The sequence below is a fragment of the Mycobacterium tuberculosis complex sp. N0072 genome, from assembly GCF_030323725.1.
GTDB lineage: Bacteria > Actinomycetota > Actinomycetes > Mycobacteriales > Mycobacteriaceae > Mycobacterium > Mycobacterium tuberculosis.
Genome location: NZ_CP040689.1, coordinates 920,359 through 936,234, shown reverse-complemented (window position 1 = coordinate 936,234; position 15,876 = coordinate 920,359). Strand labels below are relative to the sequence as shown.

Genomic DNA, 15,876 nt, shown 5'->3' with positions numbered 1-15,876 from the left:
AACGGCGCGTCATACAGAATTGGTTAGGCAGGGTGGTAGTCGGGATCAATGAAGGCCGCCACGAGTTGGATGCAGCAGCAAGTCTTAGCGACTGCGACTGTCGTACGGTGGCGGCTCGCCTGGTTAAGTAAGCCCGAGACTTGGCGCCGGCGAAAGCGGCGGCAGTCTCAGAAGATTCGACGTTCAGTGCAAAAACAACGTCGCTCGACAGTCTGGGATAACCAACGAAAGACATTCGGCGTCGTGATATCCCCGGCACGCCTGACGGCCTGGATAGCGGCCAGTGCGCTGATCCTTCTGACAGGCACCGAGTTGTTCGGGACAGCGCTCTCGTGGGTCAAGCTTTCCCCCATATGGCATGTCTTCTCCTTTGCGGTGGACACCAGACCCATCGCCACGCTGCTTGATTACGCCTCGCATCCAATAGATCCCCGTAGTTACAGCTCGGTTGCGGTGACAGCAGTCGGTGCCGAAGCGACGCTTCTCGCCTTCTTCTTCGCAACGGTGGGCGTCGTGGCGTCAACAGCCCTCAACACGCTGCGCTCGTCGCCGCCGCTGCTGCTTTCCAGTCCTCGGCTAACTACTGGATGCGATCGCTGATCGTCTGCAAGATGACGTTGGCGATCGGCTCTGCCGGTTCAATACCCAACACGCCAACGGATATGAATACCGACGATTTCAGGCGATACACATGACTCCAACCCGCAGCGCCGATCCTCACGGTGGAGGCGTCCGGCCTGTCGAGGATGAAATCGAAGTAGGGGTCATGCAAGCCAGCACATTCTGCCAGCGACGACTCGAGCCGATGGAACACACCGCGCGCCGTACTCGGGTCCGGGTACAGCGCTATCGCCTGGCTAACCGTCTCGACCATGACCGGCCCGCCCGGTCTGAGGTCGTCGGTAACGCCGTGGTAACCCGCGCTACGGAACTCTGACCAGTCGGTTCCGAAGGTGCGATCACTGCTGCCCACCACACGACAGGGGCCCGGAACGTTCGTGTCCGCCTCCGGCGGTTCACGCAAGTCGGTCTGAAAATGTGCGGCGAGCTCCTCGTAGTTGGCGATGCGCCGTACGTCTTCGATGCTGACGATCAACGAATCGACCCGCGATGTCGGGGGTGCGGTGCTCGGCTGGGTCGATGTGGCTTGAAACGAGCATGCCGTGGTCGCGATGGCCGCACAGCAGACGATGACGGCCGACTTGGCAGCAGTGGAGCAACACACGACTGATCGCCACACTGGCCAGCGCGCGCCACATGTCCGCTGACGGGTTGAGCTCTTTGGCCTCATTGTCGATAAGCCGGCTTCTGCGGACTGGCGTCCGCGATCGGTCATGCTGGGACTTCGGCGTTGGCCAAGCGGGAAACCGCTCCGCCGACGCCGTTGCCGCCATCGTACGGGCGACTGGCGTTTGCTGCGGCTAATTGACAAGAGTGACGGAAGTGCTAACGCACGCCGCCCTTGACCTTAGGCGGCGTCGCCGGTTGTCTCGTTGCGCGAGGCGCACGAACTTGTCGAATCTGTCGAACGTGCGGGGCCAACGCCCGCCCAAACGACCGCCGAGCCGTGCCGGATCTCCGGCGGCCATCGGATGTTGACGAGTGTCAACTTCGTCTCCCGGTAGGCGCTATATGCGCGTATCGTAACGATGGGCGACAGTCAGATCACACCGGCCAGCTGGGAGGTGTCGGATGTCTTTCGTGATTGCAGCGCCGGACTTGGTGGCGATGGCCACGGAGGATCTTGCAGGCATCGGCGCGTCCCTGACCGCTGCCAATGCGGCGGCCGCCGTCCCGACAAGCGGGCTGTTGGCCGCTGCTGGCGATGAGGTGTCGGCGGCCATCGCGGCGTTGTTTTCCAGCCACGGTCAGCAGTATCAGGCGATGAGCGCGCAGGCGGCGGCGTTTCATGCCCGGTTTGTGCAGGCACTGGCCGGGGCTATGGGCGCCTATGCGGCCGCCGAAGCGGCCAACGCGTCGCCGTTGCAGACCCTCGAGCAGGGCTTGCTAGGCGCCATCAATGCACCCGCCGCCGCGTTGTCGGGCCGACCTTTTATCGGCAACGGCACCAACGGCGCCCCGGGGACCGGGGAGGCCGGTGGGCCTGGAGGCTGGTTGTTGGGCAACGGCGGCAACGGCGGTTCGGGTGCTCCGGGGCAGACCGGGGGTGCCGGGGGTGCCGCCGGGCTGCTGGGCCATGGCGGGACCGGTGGGGCCGGAGGCACCGGCGCCTCGGGTGGCAAAGGCGGCACCGGCGGGTGGCTGTGGGGTAGCGGCGGAGCTGGCGGGGCCGGCGGGTCCGGCGGCGGGTCCGGTGGGGCGGGTGGCAACGCGCTGATGTTCGGCATTGGCGGCAACGGCGGAGCTGGCGGGGCCGCCAGCGGAGTCGGGAACGGCGGGGTCGGCGGCGCCGGTGGAGCCGGCGGCGCACTGGTAGCCATCGGTGGCGCCGGTGGCGCCGGCGGGGCCGCTACCACTGGAACCGGCGGTGCCGGCGGCGCCGGCAGCAACGCATTGGGGCTGTTCCTTGGCCTGGGCGGGTCCGGCGGTCAGGGCGGCGACTCGGCCATGGGAAGCGGCGGTGCCGGCGGTGCCGGTGGCTCTGGTGGCGCCGCCAGCCCCTTCGGGATCGACATCGGCATCGGCGGTGCCGGCGGGCACGGCGGCGCAGGTACTAACGGCGGTGCCGGCGGCGCCGGCGGTGCCGGCGGTTCCTCGGGCACCGTTTTCGCGCTCGACTTGAGCTGGGGCGGTGCTGGCGGCAATGGTGGCGCAGCTACCACTGGGACCGGCGGGGCCGGCGGCACTGGCGGCTTCGCTGTTGCCCCCGACTTCATCGGGTTCGGCGCGGCCTACGGCGGGGCCGGCGGGCTTGGTGGGGCTGCGACCGGTGCCGGCGGCACCGGCGGGACCGGTGGCGTTGGTGCCGGCGGCTTCGCGGCTCTGGGCGTGGGCGTCGGCGGCGCCGGCGGGGCTGGCGGGGCCGCCACCGAGACCGGCGGCATCGGCGGCGCCGGCGGATTGGGCGTCGGGCTGCTGGGCGGCGCCGGCGGCGCCGGCGGTCCCGGCGGCGCCGCTTCGGCTGGTAGCGGCGGCCATGGCGGGACCGGCGGCGATGCCCTCGGATTGATCGGCGCCGGCATCGGCGGCGTCGGGGGGGTTGGCGGAGCCGCCACCGACACCGGCGGCAACGGCGGCGCCGGAGGCAGCGGGACCGGGCTGCTGGGCGGCGTGGGCGGCGCCGGTGGGCACGGCGGCGGGGCTTCGGTTGGTACCGGCGGCAGCGGCGGTGCCGGCGGTGACGGCTTCGGATTCGTCGGCGCAGGTGGCAACGGCGGCAACGCCGGCACCGGAGTCGGGGTTAACGGCGCCAACGGCGGCAGCGCTACCGGCGCACTCGCGGCCGTCGGCGGGGCCGGCGCGGCCGGCGGGGACGCCACCAGCGGAACCGGCGGGTTCGGCGGTGCTGGCGGCAGCGCCCGCGGCCTGATCTTTGCCCTGGGCGGCGCTGGAGCCGCCGGCGGCGACGCTTCCACGGGAGTCGGCGGACCCGGCGGTCCGGGTGGCACGGGCACCGCCAGCAGCCCCTTCGGGATCGCCATCGCCATCGGCGGTGCGGGCGCGCAGGGCGGCGCCGGCACTAGCGGCGCCACCGGCGGAGCCGGCGGTGACGGCGTCTTCGAGGACATTGCTGTCCTCGGCCTAGGCTTTGGCGGCGCCGCCGGGGCTGGTGGTGCCGCCACCGGGGACGGCGCCACCGGCGGAGCCGGCGGCTTCGGCGGCGCCGGCGCTGGCATCGCAAACTTCCTAGGGTTCTCCGTGCTGCACGGCGGCGCCGGCGGAGCTGGCGGCACCGCCACCGGGACCGGCGGCAACGGGGGGGCCGGTGGCGGTGGCGGGTTGAGCTCACCCGTGATCCTGGGCATCGGCATCGGCGGCGCCGGCGGCGACGGTGGTGGCGCCCTGGGGGTGCTGGGCGGCATGGGCGGCGACGGCGGCGACGGCGGCGAGGCCGTAGCGGTTGGGATCGCCGTGGGCGGTGCCGGCGGTGCCGGCGGCGCCGCCCCCACCGGTAACGGTGGCGCTGGCGGCAACGGCGGCGACGCCCTCGGACTAGTCGGCGTGGGTGGGAACGGCGGCAACGCCGGCACCGGCTTCGGGGCTAACACCGGCGGCAACGGCGGCGACACGACGATAGTTGTCAACGGCATGCTCGCCCCGTCTACCCTCGGCTACGGTGGCAACGGCGGCAACGGCGTCAACGGCGGAGCCGGCGGTACCGGTGGCAAGGCCGGGGTGTTTGGCGCGCCGGGACAGAACGGCTTGCCATAACCGGATGAGCGCAACCAGCAATGCCGACTCAGGTCGGTGCGGTCATCGCGTCCATGCGGGTAAACCAGGTGGCCAGGCCGTAGTGGCCGGCTTCTGGATGAGTAGTTGCTAAACTCCGTGCCGAGCGTGCGCTGGTGGCGGCGACACGCCAGGTGATGCCGCCGTGGTTGCACGTTCGGCGTGTCGACTTGTGACGGTCGTCGATCACGTGGTCCAACCGGGCCGGCTAGGGCAGCAGCCCGGGCAGCCCCTCCGCGCCGATCAGCGAACCACCGGCGCCGCCGGCACCGGGGCTGCCCGCGGACGTGCCGGTCCCCCCGTTGCCGCCGTTGCCGCCGTTACCGAGCCCGAAGGCGGCTCCACCGGGCCCGCCGTCCCCGCCGCCGTTCCCGCCGGCCCCGCCGGCCCCGCCGTTACCGCCGTTGCCGATCAGCCCGGCCTTGCCGCCGGCCCCGCCAGCGCCGCCGAGGTCGGTTCGGCCGGAGCCGCCGGCCCCGCCAGCGCCGCCGGAGCCGAACAGCAGGCCGGCGTCGCCGCCGGCCGCCCCAGGCCCACCCGTAGTGAGGCCGAATCCGCCGGCACCTCCGACCCCGCCGGAGCCGACCAGCAGGCCGGCGTCGCCGCCGGGCCCGCCGGCCCCGCCGGTGTCAAAACCCTGCCCGCCGCCACCGCCGGCACCGCCGGCGAGACCGGGGGCGAGCAAGCCCGCGTTGCCGCCGGCCCCACCGTCGCCAGCAACGCTACCGCCGCCGCCGGATCCGCCGGCCCCGCCGGCCCCGAACAGCCCACCGACCCCACCGGCCCCGCCGGCCCCCCCGACGTTGTTGCCCGATCCGCCGGCCCCGCCGGCCCCGCCACCGGCGAACAGGCCACCGGCCCCGCCGGCCCCGCCCTCCCCGCCGCGGAATCCGCCGAATCCGCCGGCCCCGCCGATCCCGCCACCGGCGAACAGGCCACCGGCCCCGCCGGCCCCGCCCTCCCCGCCAGCCCCGCCGCTGACGCCGGACCCGCCGGCCCCGCCGGCCCCGCCGCCGTTGAACAGCCCACCGGCCCCTCCGGGCCCACCGGCCCCGCCCGCGGCGAACCCGCCAATCCCGCTGGACCCGCCGGCTCCACCGGCCCCACCGGCCCCAAACAGCAAGGCTCCACCGCCGGCCCCACCGGACCCGCCGGTGGCGCCGGTTCCCGTGACGGCCCCGCCCGCGCCGCCGGCCCCGCCGGCGCCGAACAAGATCCCGCCGGCCCCGCCATCTCCGCCCGCCCCGCCGCTGACGCCGGACCCGCCGGTCCCTCCGCCGCCGAACAACCACCCGCCGTGCCCGCCGGGGGCCCCGCTGCCCGGGGCGCCGTTGGCGCCGTTGCCGATCAGCGGGCGCCCGGTCACGGCCTGGATGGGCGCGTTGACTGCGGCCAACGCCTGCTGCTGCGCGGTGTGCAGCGGGTTGGTGCTGGCCGGGGCGTTGGCGCCGTCCAAACCCAACAACAGCCCACCGATGCCGCCGACGCCGGTGCCGCCCGGGGCATCGCCCATTCCGCCACTGCCGCCGTTGCCGCCGTTGCCGATCAGCCCGGCCCCGCCGCCGGCGCCGCCGGCACCGCCGTTCCCGGCCCCCCCGGTGGCAACCGACGTGCCGCCGCTGCCACCGTTGCCGCCGTTGCCGATCAGCCCGGCCCCGCCGCCGGCCCCGCCGGCACCGCCGGTAGAGCCGTTGGCGAAGCCCCCAGCGCCGCCGGACCCACCGGCCCCACCGGAGCCGAACAGCAGGCCGGCCTTGCCACCCGCCCCACCGGCCCCGCCGGAGTTACCGGTGTCACCGAAGGTGCCGGCAGCCCCACCGGACCCACCGGCCCCACCGGAGCCGAACAGCAGGCCGGCCTTGCCACCCGCCCCGCCGGCCCCGCCGGTTCCGGTGGTAGCGGCCCCGCCGGCCCCGCCAGCGCCGCCGTCGCCAAGGGCGAGCAGGCCGGCGCTGCCACCGGCCCCACCGTGCCCGCCGGTGTGGTTGCCTTGCCCGCCGAGCCCGCCAGCGCCACCGGCTCCGAACAGCCCGCCGGCCCCACCAGTCCCACCAGCCCCACCGGTACCGCCGGACCCGCCGGCCCCGCCAGCGCCGCCGCTAGCGAACAGCCCTCCGGCCCCACCCGTCCCACCAACCCCACCGGTACCGCCGGACCCGGCTCCCCCGCCAGTACCGCCGACCCCGCCGCTGGCGAACAACCCACCAGCCCCACCGGTGCCGCCGGCCCCACCGGTGCCCGTCGATGCGAACCCGCCGAACCCGCCGCTGCCGCCGCTGGCGAACAGCCCGCCGGCCCCACCGGCGCCACCGGCCCCACCAGCTGCGCCGGAACCGCCGGAACCCCCGGCCCCGCCGGCCCCACCGGCACCGAACAGCAGGGCAGCCCCGCCTGCCCCACCGGCCCCTCCGATGACACCCGCGACCGCGGAGTCTCCACCGGCCCCGCCGGCACCTCCGACACCGATCAACCCCGCGGGCCCGCCGGCCCCACCGATGGCGCCGGGCGCCCCGGACCCGCCGGCCCCGCCGTTGCCGATCAACCACCCGCCGGGCCCCCCCGGGGCCCCGGTGCCCGGCTGGCCGTTGGCGCCGTTGCCGATCAGCGGGCGCCCGGTGGCGGCCTGGATGGGCGCGTTGAACACGTCGATCAGGCTCTGCAACGGCGATGCGGCGGCAATCTCGGCGACCGCATAGGACCCCGCACCCGCGGCCAGGGCCTGCACAAACTCGTGATGAAACGCTGCCGCCCGCGCGCTGAGCGCCTGAAAATCCCGCCCGTGGGCGGAAAACAGCGCAGCGATCGCCGCCGACACCTCATCCGCGGCCGCGGCCTGCACCGCGCTGGTCTGGGCCGCCGCGACCGCGCTAGCCAAACTGAGCGCCGAGCCGATGCGGGCCACCTCTGTTGCCGCTGTGGCCAGCGTAGCGGGCAACACGCTCACATAAGACACGCGACATCTCCTCCCACAGCGACATGACCTCGATGCCAACCGATCCTGCGATCGACCGATCGCAGGGAGGAATCAGCAGGAAGCAGTGTAATCCCGTCGGGCCGCCAACATCCGGGAATACGAGGGTTGCCCTAGCCGGCGGCCCTTCGCCACGCCAAGGCCTTCGAGGCTTGCGCGCGTCTGGTTTTCCGGCGCATCGCCCATGGATGGTCCGGTGACTCGATCGGCGTGCGAACCGCGACAAGTCTTCTGGGCCTTCTGGCCTGGGACAACACCAGCGCTCACGTCGCATTTCTCTACAGTCCAAGACCACACTTTTGACCCATTCACTGCATGCGTTCACCACCGAGCCGGCGGTGGTTGACGAGCGGAATTTGATGTCGGCCAATGGGTTTGGCGCCTGTGATGCTGGAAATGGCTGAACAATCAGGTCTTTCACGAGCGATCGAGGAGCAGATGGACCCGCCGTTCGACCCGGGTGGAATCCGCAGCGATCAACCCGGCCGGCAATCTCGATCATCGCCGCGATGGCCTACCGGGGCGGGACGGCATCGGTGATCCGGGCGTGTGCTCACGACCATCGCAGCCCGGGACCAATCACCCAGACCCAGGGAGGTCGGCTACGTAGCAGTGCCGCCACAGTGCCTATCCAGGTAGACCATGGTGGCCAGGGGCGGGATCGAACCGCCGACCTTCCGCTTTTCAGGCGGACGCTCATACCGACTGAGCTACCTGGCCGGAAGGCAGCATGTGCCTCACCGTCCTGGCGACCCTGACGGGACTCGAACCCGCGACCTCCGCCGTGACAGGGCGGCGCGCTAACCAACTGCGCCACAGGGCCTTGCTGTGTTGTGTGCTCCGCGATACCGCGTCGCAGGTACCCCCTACGGGATTCGAACCCGCGTTACCGCCTTGAAAGGGCGGCGTCCTAGGCCGTCTAGACGAAGGGGGCAGAACCGAATCTCTCCGGGGCACTCGCAACGTGGTGACCGTTGGGAGCCACGCCAGCTTAGGTCACCCCCAGCCTATTCCTCAAACGAGCGGCCGACGCCAACGCAGTATCCTGAGTCTTCGCGCCCCTATAGCTCAGTTGGTAGAGCTACGGACTTTTAATCCGCAGGTCCCAGGTTCGAGTCCTGGTGGGGGCACAAACAGGGGCACGAAGCCGTGCGCATCGCCGATTCCCTCCCGATGCACGGTCCGGCGATCTGAGCAAAGCAACCTGGCTATGCTTGCTGTCTATGCTCCCCGAGACAAATCAGGATGAGGTCCAGCCCAACGCACCCGTTGCCCTGGTGACGGTGGAAATCCGTCACCCGACAACGGATTCGCTCACCGAATCAGCGAACCGGGAGCTCAAACACCTGCTTATCAATGATCTACCGATCGAACGCCAGGCGCAGGACGTCAGCTGGGGGATGACGGCGCCCGGTGGAGCCCCCACCCCGGTCGCGGATCGTTTCGTTCGTTATGTCAATCGCGATAACACCACCGCCGCTTCACTGAAGAACCAGGCGATAGTCGTGGAGACCACCGCCTACCGCAGCTTTGAGGCCTTTACCGACGTTGTGATGCGGGTCGTGGATGCTCGCGCGCAGGTCTCGTCAATCGTTGGGTTGGAGCGTATCGGTCTTCGCTTTGTTCTGGAGATCCGCGTCCCCGCGGGTGTCGACGGCCGGATCACGTGGAGCAACTGGATCGACGAGCAGCTGCTCGGGCCGCAGCGTTTCACTCCCGGCGGCCTGGTCCTGACCGAGTGGCAGGGTGCCGCAGTCTACCGTGAGCTACAACCAGGCAAATCGCTCATCGTGCGCTACGGCCCGGGTATGGGCCAAGCGCTTGATCCCAATTACCATCTGCGCCGAATAACACCCGCCCAAACCGGACCATTCTTCCTGCTGGACATCGATAGCTTTTGGACTCCCAGTGGCGGCTCCATTCCCGAGTACAACAGGGACGCCTTAGTGTCGACATTCCAGGACCTGTACGGTCCGGCCCAGGTCGTGTTTCAGGAGATGATCACCAGTCGCCTGAAAGATGAGCTGCTTCGCCAGTAAGCGGTCAGATCGCTTGCTTTAGCGCATGAGCGTCGCGCTGCTGTAGGTGAGGTCGGCAAACGCCGTCGCGAGCTCGTCGTCGGGATAGGCAAAGCCGTTTGCCTCGTACAACTGCGTGACCGTAAGCGCCGAGGTCTGCCAGCCATCGCGGGTTAAATAGTCGAGAACGTGACCACGCTGACCGTGGTACACCAGCTCGTTGAGGTCGATGTCGAATCCGAGCTCGCTCATCCGATTGTGATAGTTGCGCCATCGCTCATCGGCAAAAATCGCGGTATCCGGCACGAATTCGAACGCCAGCCGACTACCGGGAGCACTCAACGCGGTGATGTTGTCGAACAGCGCATCCTGAGCTTCGACCGGCAGGTATACCAGCAACCCTTCAGCACTCCAGGCCGCTGGCACCTTCGGATCAAAACCCGCCGTCTGAAGTGCGGTGGCCCAGTCGTCGCGCAAGTCGACCGCGACAGTCCGGCGTTCGGTGGCCGGCTCGGCGCCCAGATCGCTCAGCGTGGCGGTCTTGAACTCGATCACCTCCGGCATGTCCACTTCGTAGACGATGCTGCCCACCGGCCAGGCAAGGCGGTAAGCCCGGGCGTCCAGCCCGGACGCCAGGATGACGAACTGGCCGATGCCACTGTGGGTGGCATCAAGGAAGAACTGATCGAAGAACCTGGTGCGGCAGGCCATCCCCGTGGCCATTCGCTGCGGATCGAACTCGGAATCCCCCTCGACGGGGATCTGCCAATCCACCAGCCGCGTGTAGACGTCCATACCAACGGCACGCACCAACGGCGCCGCATATGGATCATCGATCAGCGCATATCGCGGGTCGGCAGCCAGCGCGCGCTGGGCGGCGACCATGGTAGCCGTCGCCCCGACACTCGTCGCGAGATCCCAGCGATCACGATCGGCGCGTACCATCGTTGCCCCCTCAAGCAAAACGGATATGCGATAAATGTAGATAGTCTAGCTACTACCGTGGTCTCCACTGCGAACTACCGTTGCAAGTGAGTGATCTTTAGTGGTCACGCGACTAGCACCCCGTCTCGGGGTTGTTCGCCAGCCGGGTGGCCGGTTCCCTTCCGCGCTTCACGGCCACCCGCCGGGCCAGGCCCGGTCTTACGGTCGGCTCCACGCTTGACGGCGGCCCCAACTGGGCCGACGACGCTAGGTGGTTCCTCGTAGCGTGCGAGGTTGATCGCGGCGTTGTCGTCACGTTGGTGCGTGATCGAACAGCCGTCGCATTGCCATTTTTCGTCCCAGCCGATGTCTTGCACATGCCGGCAGGCATGGCAGGTTTTCGACGATGGGCCCAAACCAATGATCCGACCGCCCACGCCGAGAGCCTTGCCATCCGTGCCGCGTGCACCAAGCTGGGCACTGAGCACCTGGTCGGTACCACTCTCAACGTGCTGGCCCATCCGTGTCCGATGTGCTATGGATCGCTGTACTACTGCTCACCCGATGAGGTTGTCTTCCTGACGTCGCGTGACGCCTATGAACCGCATTACGTCGATGACCGCAGGTACTTCGAGCCCGCCACCTTCTACGACGAGTTCGCCAAGGAATGGCAGGACCGGCGCCTGCCGATGCGCCAAGAGCACCGGCCCGATATCAGGGCTGGCGCGGTGGATGTCTACCGGTTCCGGCAGGAACCCAACGGCGGTGAGCGCAGCGCGATCGCCGCTCCGACGGGCTGAGCGGGCGCCGACCCGCGACCTTGACAGCCCACCACGCCCGCGTTCTATTGTTTGCGTATGTACGCAGATAGTGGACCTGACCCGTTGCCTGACGATCAGGTCTGCTTGGTGGTCGAGGTGTTCCGAATGCTCGCCGACGCGACCCGCGTGCAGGTGCTGTGGTCGCTGGCAGACCGCGAAATGTCGGTCAATGAACTCGCCGAGCAGGTGGGCAAGCCCGCGCCGTCGGTCTCCCAGCACCTGGCAAAGCTACGAATGGCGCGGCTGGTGCGCACCCGCCGCGACGGAACCACGATCTTTTACCGTCTGGAGAACGAGCACGTGCGCCAGCTCGTCATCGACGCCGTTTTCAACGCCGAGCACGCCGGTCCCGGGATTCCCCGCCACCACCGTGCTGCCGGCGGACTGCAGTCGGTCGCTAAGGCATCGGCTACCAAGGATGTCGGGTAAGCCAATTAACGGTGAGCACAACCACGCCCCGGTTGCGCCGCAGGTCCGGGGTCAGACCTTAGGGCAGTAGTGCGTCGGGTTGTCACGCTCGTCGGGCGGCGGCAGGTTGCGCGCGGGCGTCTGTACTAGCGGCGCATCGGCGGGGATGCGGCCGGTGGCACGGTCCCAGCCGGCGCGAGCCCGCGGGTGCTTGCGAAACCGGAATGGCACCAAGGCAAAGACGAGCCGGACGATGTCGCCAAAGCGGCGGTGCAACCATTCGTCGCGGCGCAACCACCGGTAGCCCATCAGCTCGCGCACGGGCGGATCGTAGAGTCCGACGGTCAGCCAGACGAAGAACCGGGCCAGCAACTTGCGCGGCGCGGCCCACAGCCAATCCGGAACTCGTTGGGCGAATGGCGGTTTGGGTAGTTCGGTCAGGTCGAGCACGGCACGCGCCGCGAAGTTGTTCTCCAGCACGTTGCGGCACATGTGGTCCCAGTAGTCCTGAAACTCCTCCCAGGTCGCCGGCACCGGCCGCATGCTCATGCCGTACATGCGGTACCACTGGACGTGCTCGTCAAATAGCTGGCGCCGCTGCGCCTCGGTCAGGCCACCGCAGAACCGCTCGGCCACATGCAACGTGCCGACAAAGAAGGTGGCGTGCGCCCAGTAGAAGACGTCGGGATTCAACGCGTGGTAGCGACGGCCCGCACCGTCGACACCCTTGATGGTGATGTGGTAGTCACGCACCTGCACACCGGTGACTGGGGCTCGATCGCCGTCGAAGACAACTCCGCCGATCGGGTACAACGACCGCAGCAGCCGTGGCCAGCGTTCCCGGAAGAACGTCGAATGATCTTCGACCGCCGCGCCCAGCTGCGGATGCATATTCTGCATGGATCCCGCCCACGGTCCCTGCAGCATCCCGCGCCAGTCACCGAAGTATCGCCACGTCAGCGAATCCGGCCCCAGCGGCAGCGGCGGCGATTCGTAACCCAGCGGTGACACGGGGCAACCGCCGGCCAGTCCGCGGAACCCTATAGGCCTGCCAAGCTGGCCCGCAACCGGCGAGGAATCCTGCACGGTGCTGGTCAGCGGACAGGTAGCAGACGTATCTTGGGTCACTGGTGGTTTTGCCTGCTGAATCTTCATTGGCCACACGAATTCTGACTACGCACGTTGTCACTATGGAGTTTAGGAGAGCTGTGCAGACCGGTCAAAACCGGGGCCGCTGGTCCGGTGTCCCCTTGGAAAGTCGGCACGCCCTACGTCGAGACAACCTCGTCGCCGCCGGCGTGCAGTTGCTCGGCGGCGCAGGCGGACCCGCACTCACCGTCCGCGCAGTGTGCCGCCACGCCGGCCTGACAGAACGCTACTTTTACGAAAGCTTCGCCGACCGTGAACATTTCGTTCGCGCGGTCTACGACGACGTCTGCACACGAGCGATGGCAACCCTCACGTCCGCGCAAACCCCGCGCGAGGCCGTAGAGCAATTCGTCGAGCTGATGGTCGACGATCCGGTGCGCGGGCGCGTGCTGTTGCTGGCGCCGGCGGTAGAACCGGCCCTGACCCGGTCGGGCGCGGAGTGGATGCCCAACTTCATCGAGTTGCTGCAACGCAAGTTGTCCCGCATCGTTGATCCAGTTCTGCAGAAACTGGTCGCCACCAGCTTGATCGGCGCTCTTACCGGTCTGTTCACCGCATATCTGAACGGACGGCTGGGAGCCACCCGCAAGCAATTCATCGACTACTGCGTCAACATGTTGCTCAGCACCGCCGCCACCTACGCACCGCACCGCGAGCGGGGAGAATCCGAACACTCCATCCCAGCCGGGCCGCACAACTGAGGACGACTGGGGTTCACCCCACGCGGCCACCGGGGCCCGCCGATGCCAGCATCCTGCCCGCTGCTGGCAGCTCAACATGCCGCGCGAAGCCCAAACTTGATGCTACCGAGAGACACAGATATATTGACTGCAACCATTAGACACAGATAACTGGAGGCGCCATGTCAGCCAAGCTGACCGACCTGCAGCTGCTGCACGAACTTGAACCGGTCGTCGAGAAGTACCTGAACCGGCACCTGAGCATGCACAAGCCCTGGAACCCGCACGACTACATCCCGTGGTCGGACGGGAAGAACTACTACGCGCTCGGCGGGCAGGATTGGGACCCCGACCAGAGCAAGCTTTCTGATGTCGCCCAGGTGGCGATGGTGCAGAACCTGGTCACCGAGGACAACCTGCCGTCGTATCACCGCGAGATCGCGATGAACATGGGCATGGACGGCGCGTGGGGGCAGTGGGTCAACCGTTGGACCGCCGAGGAGAATCGGCACGGCATCGCGCTGCGCGACTACCTGGTGGTGACCCGATCGGTCGACCCTGTCGAGTTGGAGAAACTTCGCCTCGAGGTAGTCAACCGGGGCTTCAGCCCAGGCCAAAACCACCAGGGCCACTATTTCGCGGAGAGCCTCACCGACTCCGTCCTCTATGTCAGTTTCCAGGAACTGGCAACCCGGATTTCGCACCGCAATACCGGCAAGGCATGTAACGACCCCGTCGCCGACCAGCTCATGGCCAAGATCTCGGCAGACGAGAATCTGCACATGATCTTCTACCGCGACGTCAGCGAGGCCGCGTTCGACCTCGTGCCCAACCAGGCCATGAAGTCGCTGCACCTGATTTTGAGCCACTTCCAGATGCCCGGCTTCCAAGTACCCGAGTTCCGGCGCAAAGCCGTGGTCATCGCCGTCGGGGGTGTCTACGACCCGCGCATCCACCTCGACGAAGTCGTCATGCCGGTACTGAAGAAATGGCGTATCTTCGAGCGCGAGGACTTCACCGGCGAGGGGGCTAAGCTGCGCGACGAGCTGGCCCTGGTGATCAAGGACCTCGAGCTGGCCTGCGACAAGTTCGAGGTGTCCAAGCAACGCCAACTCGACCGGGAAGCCCGTACGGGCAAGAAGGTCAGCGCACACGAGCTGCATAAAACCGCTGGCAAACTGGCGATGAGCCGTCGTTAGCCCGGCGACGATGCAGAGCGCGCAGCGCGATGAGCAGGAGGCGGGCAATCCAACCCAGCCCGGCGTTGCGCATCGGCCCGATCGAGCTCGCCAGCCCGGTTGTGCTGGCTCCGATGGCCGGTGTGACGAACGTCGCATTCCGGGCGCTGTGTCGTCAGCTGGAACAGTCGAAGGTCGGCACGGTCAGCGGACTGTATGTCTGCGAGATGGTGACCGCACGTGCGCTCATCGAGCGGCACCCGGTCACCATGCACATGACAACGTTCTCCGCGGACGAATCACCACGCTCGCTGCAGCTGTACACCGTCGATCCGGACACCACGTATGCGGCCGCTCGGATGATCGCTGGCGAAGGGTTAGCCGATCACATCGACATGAATTTCGGCTGCCCAGTGCCCAAAGTCACCAAGCGCGGCGGCGGGGCGGCGCTACCGTTCAAACGGCGGCTATTCGGTCAGATCGTGGCCGCGGCTGTGCGCGCCACCGAAGGCACCGATATACCGGTGACGGTCAAGTTTCGCATTGGCATCGATGACGCCCACCACACACATCTGGATGCCGGCCGCATCGCTGAGGCCGAAGGAGCCGCTGCGGTCGCGCTGCACGCCCGTACCGCGGCACAACGCTATTCCGGCACCGCCGACTGGGAACAGATCGCCCGGCTCAAGCAGCATGTCCGGACGATTCCGGTGCTCGGCAACGGCGACATCTACGATGCCGGCGACGCACTGGCCATGATGTCCACCACCGGCTGTGACGGCGTGGTCATCGGCCGTGGCTGCCTGGGCCGTCCCTGGCTATTTGCCGAGTTGTCCGCGGCTTTCACCGGCAGCCCGGCCCCCACCCCACCCACGCTCGGCGAAGTCGCCGACATCATCCGCCGTCACGGCACCTTGCTGGCCGCACACTTCGGCGAGGACAAGGGCATGCGCGATATCCGCAAGCACATCGCCTGGTATCTCCATGGCTTCCCGGCGGGCTCCGCGCTCCGGCGGGCGTTAGCAATGGTCAAGACGTTCGACGAGCTCGACTGCCTGCTGGACCGGTTGGACGGCACGGTACCGTTCCCGGACTCCGCGACTGGCGCCCGGGGCCGGCAGGGTTCCCCCGCCCGGGTGGCCCTTCCCGACGGCTGGCTAACCGACCCCGACGACTGCCGAGTGCCGGAAGGGGCGGACGCCATGGGGTCGGGTGGCTGAATCGAGACCCTGTCGAAATCGCGTCTGGACCGATAAATCAGTACGATGTGGGCCTTGCTGCATTGTGCGGCGCCGACTCGTGGCGGTGCTGCGCGAAGGTGCGCGTAGGACACGCAGCCAACACCGCGGGCGTCCGCCACCTAGACTCTCGGAGGCC

13 protein-coding genes, 4 tRNA genes and 1 pseudogene are annotated in these 15,876 nt (G+C 68.6%); 9 read left to right on the top strand and 9 right to left on the bottom strand.

The genetic code is table 11. From position 1 onward, the window contains the following. The first annotated feature begins 243 nt into the window (after positions 1–243). Positions 244–600 (top strand): hypothetical protein, encoded by a 357-nt coding sequence (locus FF952_RS04445; protein WP_003911324.1) that lies wholly within the window; start codon positions 244–246, stop codon positions 598–600. On the opposite strand, the gene FF952_RS04440 is transcribed toward FF952_RS04445, so the two are convergent. Further along, complete coding sequence (locus tag FF952_RS04440) at positions 581–1,225, bottom strand: sensor domain-containing protein (RefSeq protein ID WP_003404362.1); 645 nt, start codon at positions 1,223–1,225, stop codon at positions 581–583. The genes FF952_RS04445 and FF952_RS04440 overlap by 20 nt on opposite strands. 467 nt (positions 1,226–1,692) lie before the next feature. On the opposite strand from FF952_RS04440, the gene FF952_RS04435 reads away from it, so the two are divergent. Then, positions 1,693–4,332 (top strand): PE family protein, encoded by a 2,640-nt coding sequence (locus FF952_RS04435; RefSeq protein ID WP_244736139.1) that lies wholly within the window; start codon positions 1,693–1,695, stop codon positions 4,330–4,332. Between the two features lie 28 nt (positions 4,333–4,360). Here FF952_RS04435 and FF952_RS20695 read toward each other — a convergent pair whose 3' ends face one another. The 5 genes from FF952_RS20695 to FF952_RS04415 form a co-directional block, all read right to left on the bottom strand. After that, the gene (locus FF952_RS20695; RefSeq protein ID WP_003404355.1) at positions 4,361–4,540 is read right to left on the bottom strand and encodes a hypothetical protein; all 180 of its coding nucleotides are present in this window, start codon (positions 4,538–4,540) and stop codon (positions 4,361–4,363) included. An 18-nt stretch (positions 4,541–4,558) separates the two neighbouring features. Beyond that, positions 4,559–7,303, bottom strand: coding sequence for a PE family protein PE_PGRS12, long form (locus FF952_RS04430; RefSeq protein WP_031653745.1), 2,745 nt, complete (start codon positions 7,301–7,303; stop codon positions 4,559–4,561). 661 nt (positions 7,304–7,964) lie between these two features. After that, positions 7,965–8,041, bottom strand: a tRNA-Phe gene (locus FF952_RS04425). A 26-nt stretch (positions 8,042–8,067) separates the two neighbouring features. Then, a tRNA-Asp gene (locus tag FF952_RS04420) sits at positions 8,068–8,144 on the bottom strand. A gap of 37 nt (positions 8,145–8,181) precedes the next feature. Beyond that, positions 8,182–8,255, bottom strand: a tRNA-Glu gene (locus tag FF952_RS04415). 123 nt (positions 8,256–8,378) lie between these two features. On the opposite strand from FF952_RS04415, the gene FF952_RS04410 reads away from it, so the two are divergent. Both FF952_RS04410 and FF952_RS04405 read left to right on the top strand, forming a co-directional pair. Next, positions 8,379–8,451: transfer RNA gene (locus FF952_RS04410), tRNA-Lys, on the top strand. A gap of 93 nt (positions 8,452–8,544) precedes the next feature. Then, entirely contained in the window at positions 8,545–9,360 is an 816-nt protein-coding gene (locus FF952_RS04405) for a TIGR04255 family protein (protein WP_003404352.1), read from the top strand. A gap of 18 nt (positions 9,361–9,378) precedes the next feature. Here the strand turns inward: FF952_RS04405 and FF952_RS04400 are convergent, their stop codons facing one another. Together FF952_RS04400 and FF952_RS04395 are read right to left on the bottom strand one after the other, a co-directional pair. Then, positions 9,379–10,284: an SAM-dependent methyltransferase gene (locus FF952_RS04400; protein WP_003404349.1), complete on the bottom strand. Its 906-nt coding sequence runs from the start codon at positions 10,282–10,284 to the stop codon at positions 9,379–9,381. 104 nt (positions 10,285–10,388) lie between these two features. After that, positions 10,389–10,689 (bottom strand): annotated as a pseudogene (locus FF952_RS04395) (zinc ribbon domain-containing protein); the annotation flags it as partial. 26 nt (positions 10,690–10,715) lie between these two features. On the opposite strand from FF952_RS04395, the gene FF952_RS04390 reads away from it, so the two are divergent. Next, positions 10,716–11,063, top strand: coding sequence for a tRNA-specific adenosine deaminase (locus FF952_RS04390; RefSeq protein ID WP_078377808.1), 348 nt, complete (start codon positions 10,716–10,718; stop codon positions 11,061–11,063). 57 nt (positions 11,064–11,120) lie between these two features. Beyond that, complete coding sequence (kmtR, locus tag FF952_RS04385) at positions 11,121–11,513, top strand: Ni(II)/Co(II)-sensing metalloregulatory transcriptional repressor KmtR (protein WP_003404335.1); 393 nt, start codon at positions 11,121–11,123, stop codon at positions 11,511–11,513. A 51-nt stretch (positions 11,514–11,564) separates the two neighbouring features. Here the strand turns inward: kmtR and FF952_RS04380 are convergent, their stop codons facing one another. Continuing rightward, positions 11,565–12,620 (bottom strand): oxygenase MpaB family protein, encoded by a 1,056-nt coding sequence (locus FF952_RS04380; RefSeq protein ID WP_003898602.1) that lies wholly within the window; start codon positions 12,618–12,620, stop codon positions 11,565–11,567. Between the two features lie 80 nt (positions 12,621–12,700). On the opposite strand from FF952_RS04380, the gene FF952_RS04375 reads away from it, so the two are divergent. The 3 genes from FF952_RS04375 to dusB all read left to right on the top strand — a co-directional run bounded on the left by FF952_RS04375 (position 12,701) and on the right by dusB (position 15,719). Then, complete coding sequence (locus tag FF952_RS04375; protein WP_003404326.1) at positions 12,701–13,342, top strand: TetR/AcrR family transcriptional regulator; 642 nt, start codon at positions 12,701–12,703, stop codon at positions 13,340–13,342. Positions 13,343–13,503: 161 nt separating this feature from the next. After that, entirely contained in the window at positions 13,504–14,520 is a 1,017-nt protein-coding gene (gene desA1, locus FF952_RS04370) for an acyl-ACP desaturase DesA1 (RefSeq protein ID WP_003404321.1), read from the top strand. A gap of 29 nt (positions 14,521–14,549) precedes the next feature. Next, positions 14,550–15,719 carry a tRNA dihydrouridine synthase DusB gene (gene dusB / locus FF952_RS04365; protein WP_003898601.1) on the top strand — a complete coding sequence of 390 codons (1,170 nt, stop codon included), beginning with the start codon at positions 14,550–14,552 and terminating at the stop codon, positions 15,717–15,719. Positions 15,720–15,876 lie beyond the last annotated feature (157 nt).

Coding starts and splice junctions, on each gene's coding strand:
- FF952_RS04435 (WP_244736139.1), top strand. CDS start 1,693: ATGTCTTTCGTGATTGCAGCGCCGGACTTGGTGGCGATGGCCACGGAG.
- FF952_RS04405 (WP_003404352.1), top strand. CDS start 8,545: ATGCTCCCCGAGACAAATCAGGATGAGGTCCAGCCCAACGCACCCGTT.
- FF952_RS04400 (WP_003404349.1), bottom strand. CDS start 10,284: ATGGTACGCGCCGATCGTGATCGCTGGGATCTCGCGACGAGTGTCGGG.
- kmtR (WP_003404335.1), top strand. CDS start 11,121: ATGTACGCAGATAGTGGACCTGACCCGTTGCCTGACGATCAGGTCTGC.
- desA1 (WP_003404321.1), top strand. CDS start 13,504: ATGTCAGCCAAGCTGACCGACCTGCAGCTGCTGCACGAACTTGAACCG.
- dusB (WP_003898601.1), top strand. CDS start 14,550: ATGAGCAGGAGGCGGGCAATCCAACCCAGCCCGGCGTTGCGCATCGGC.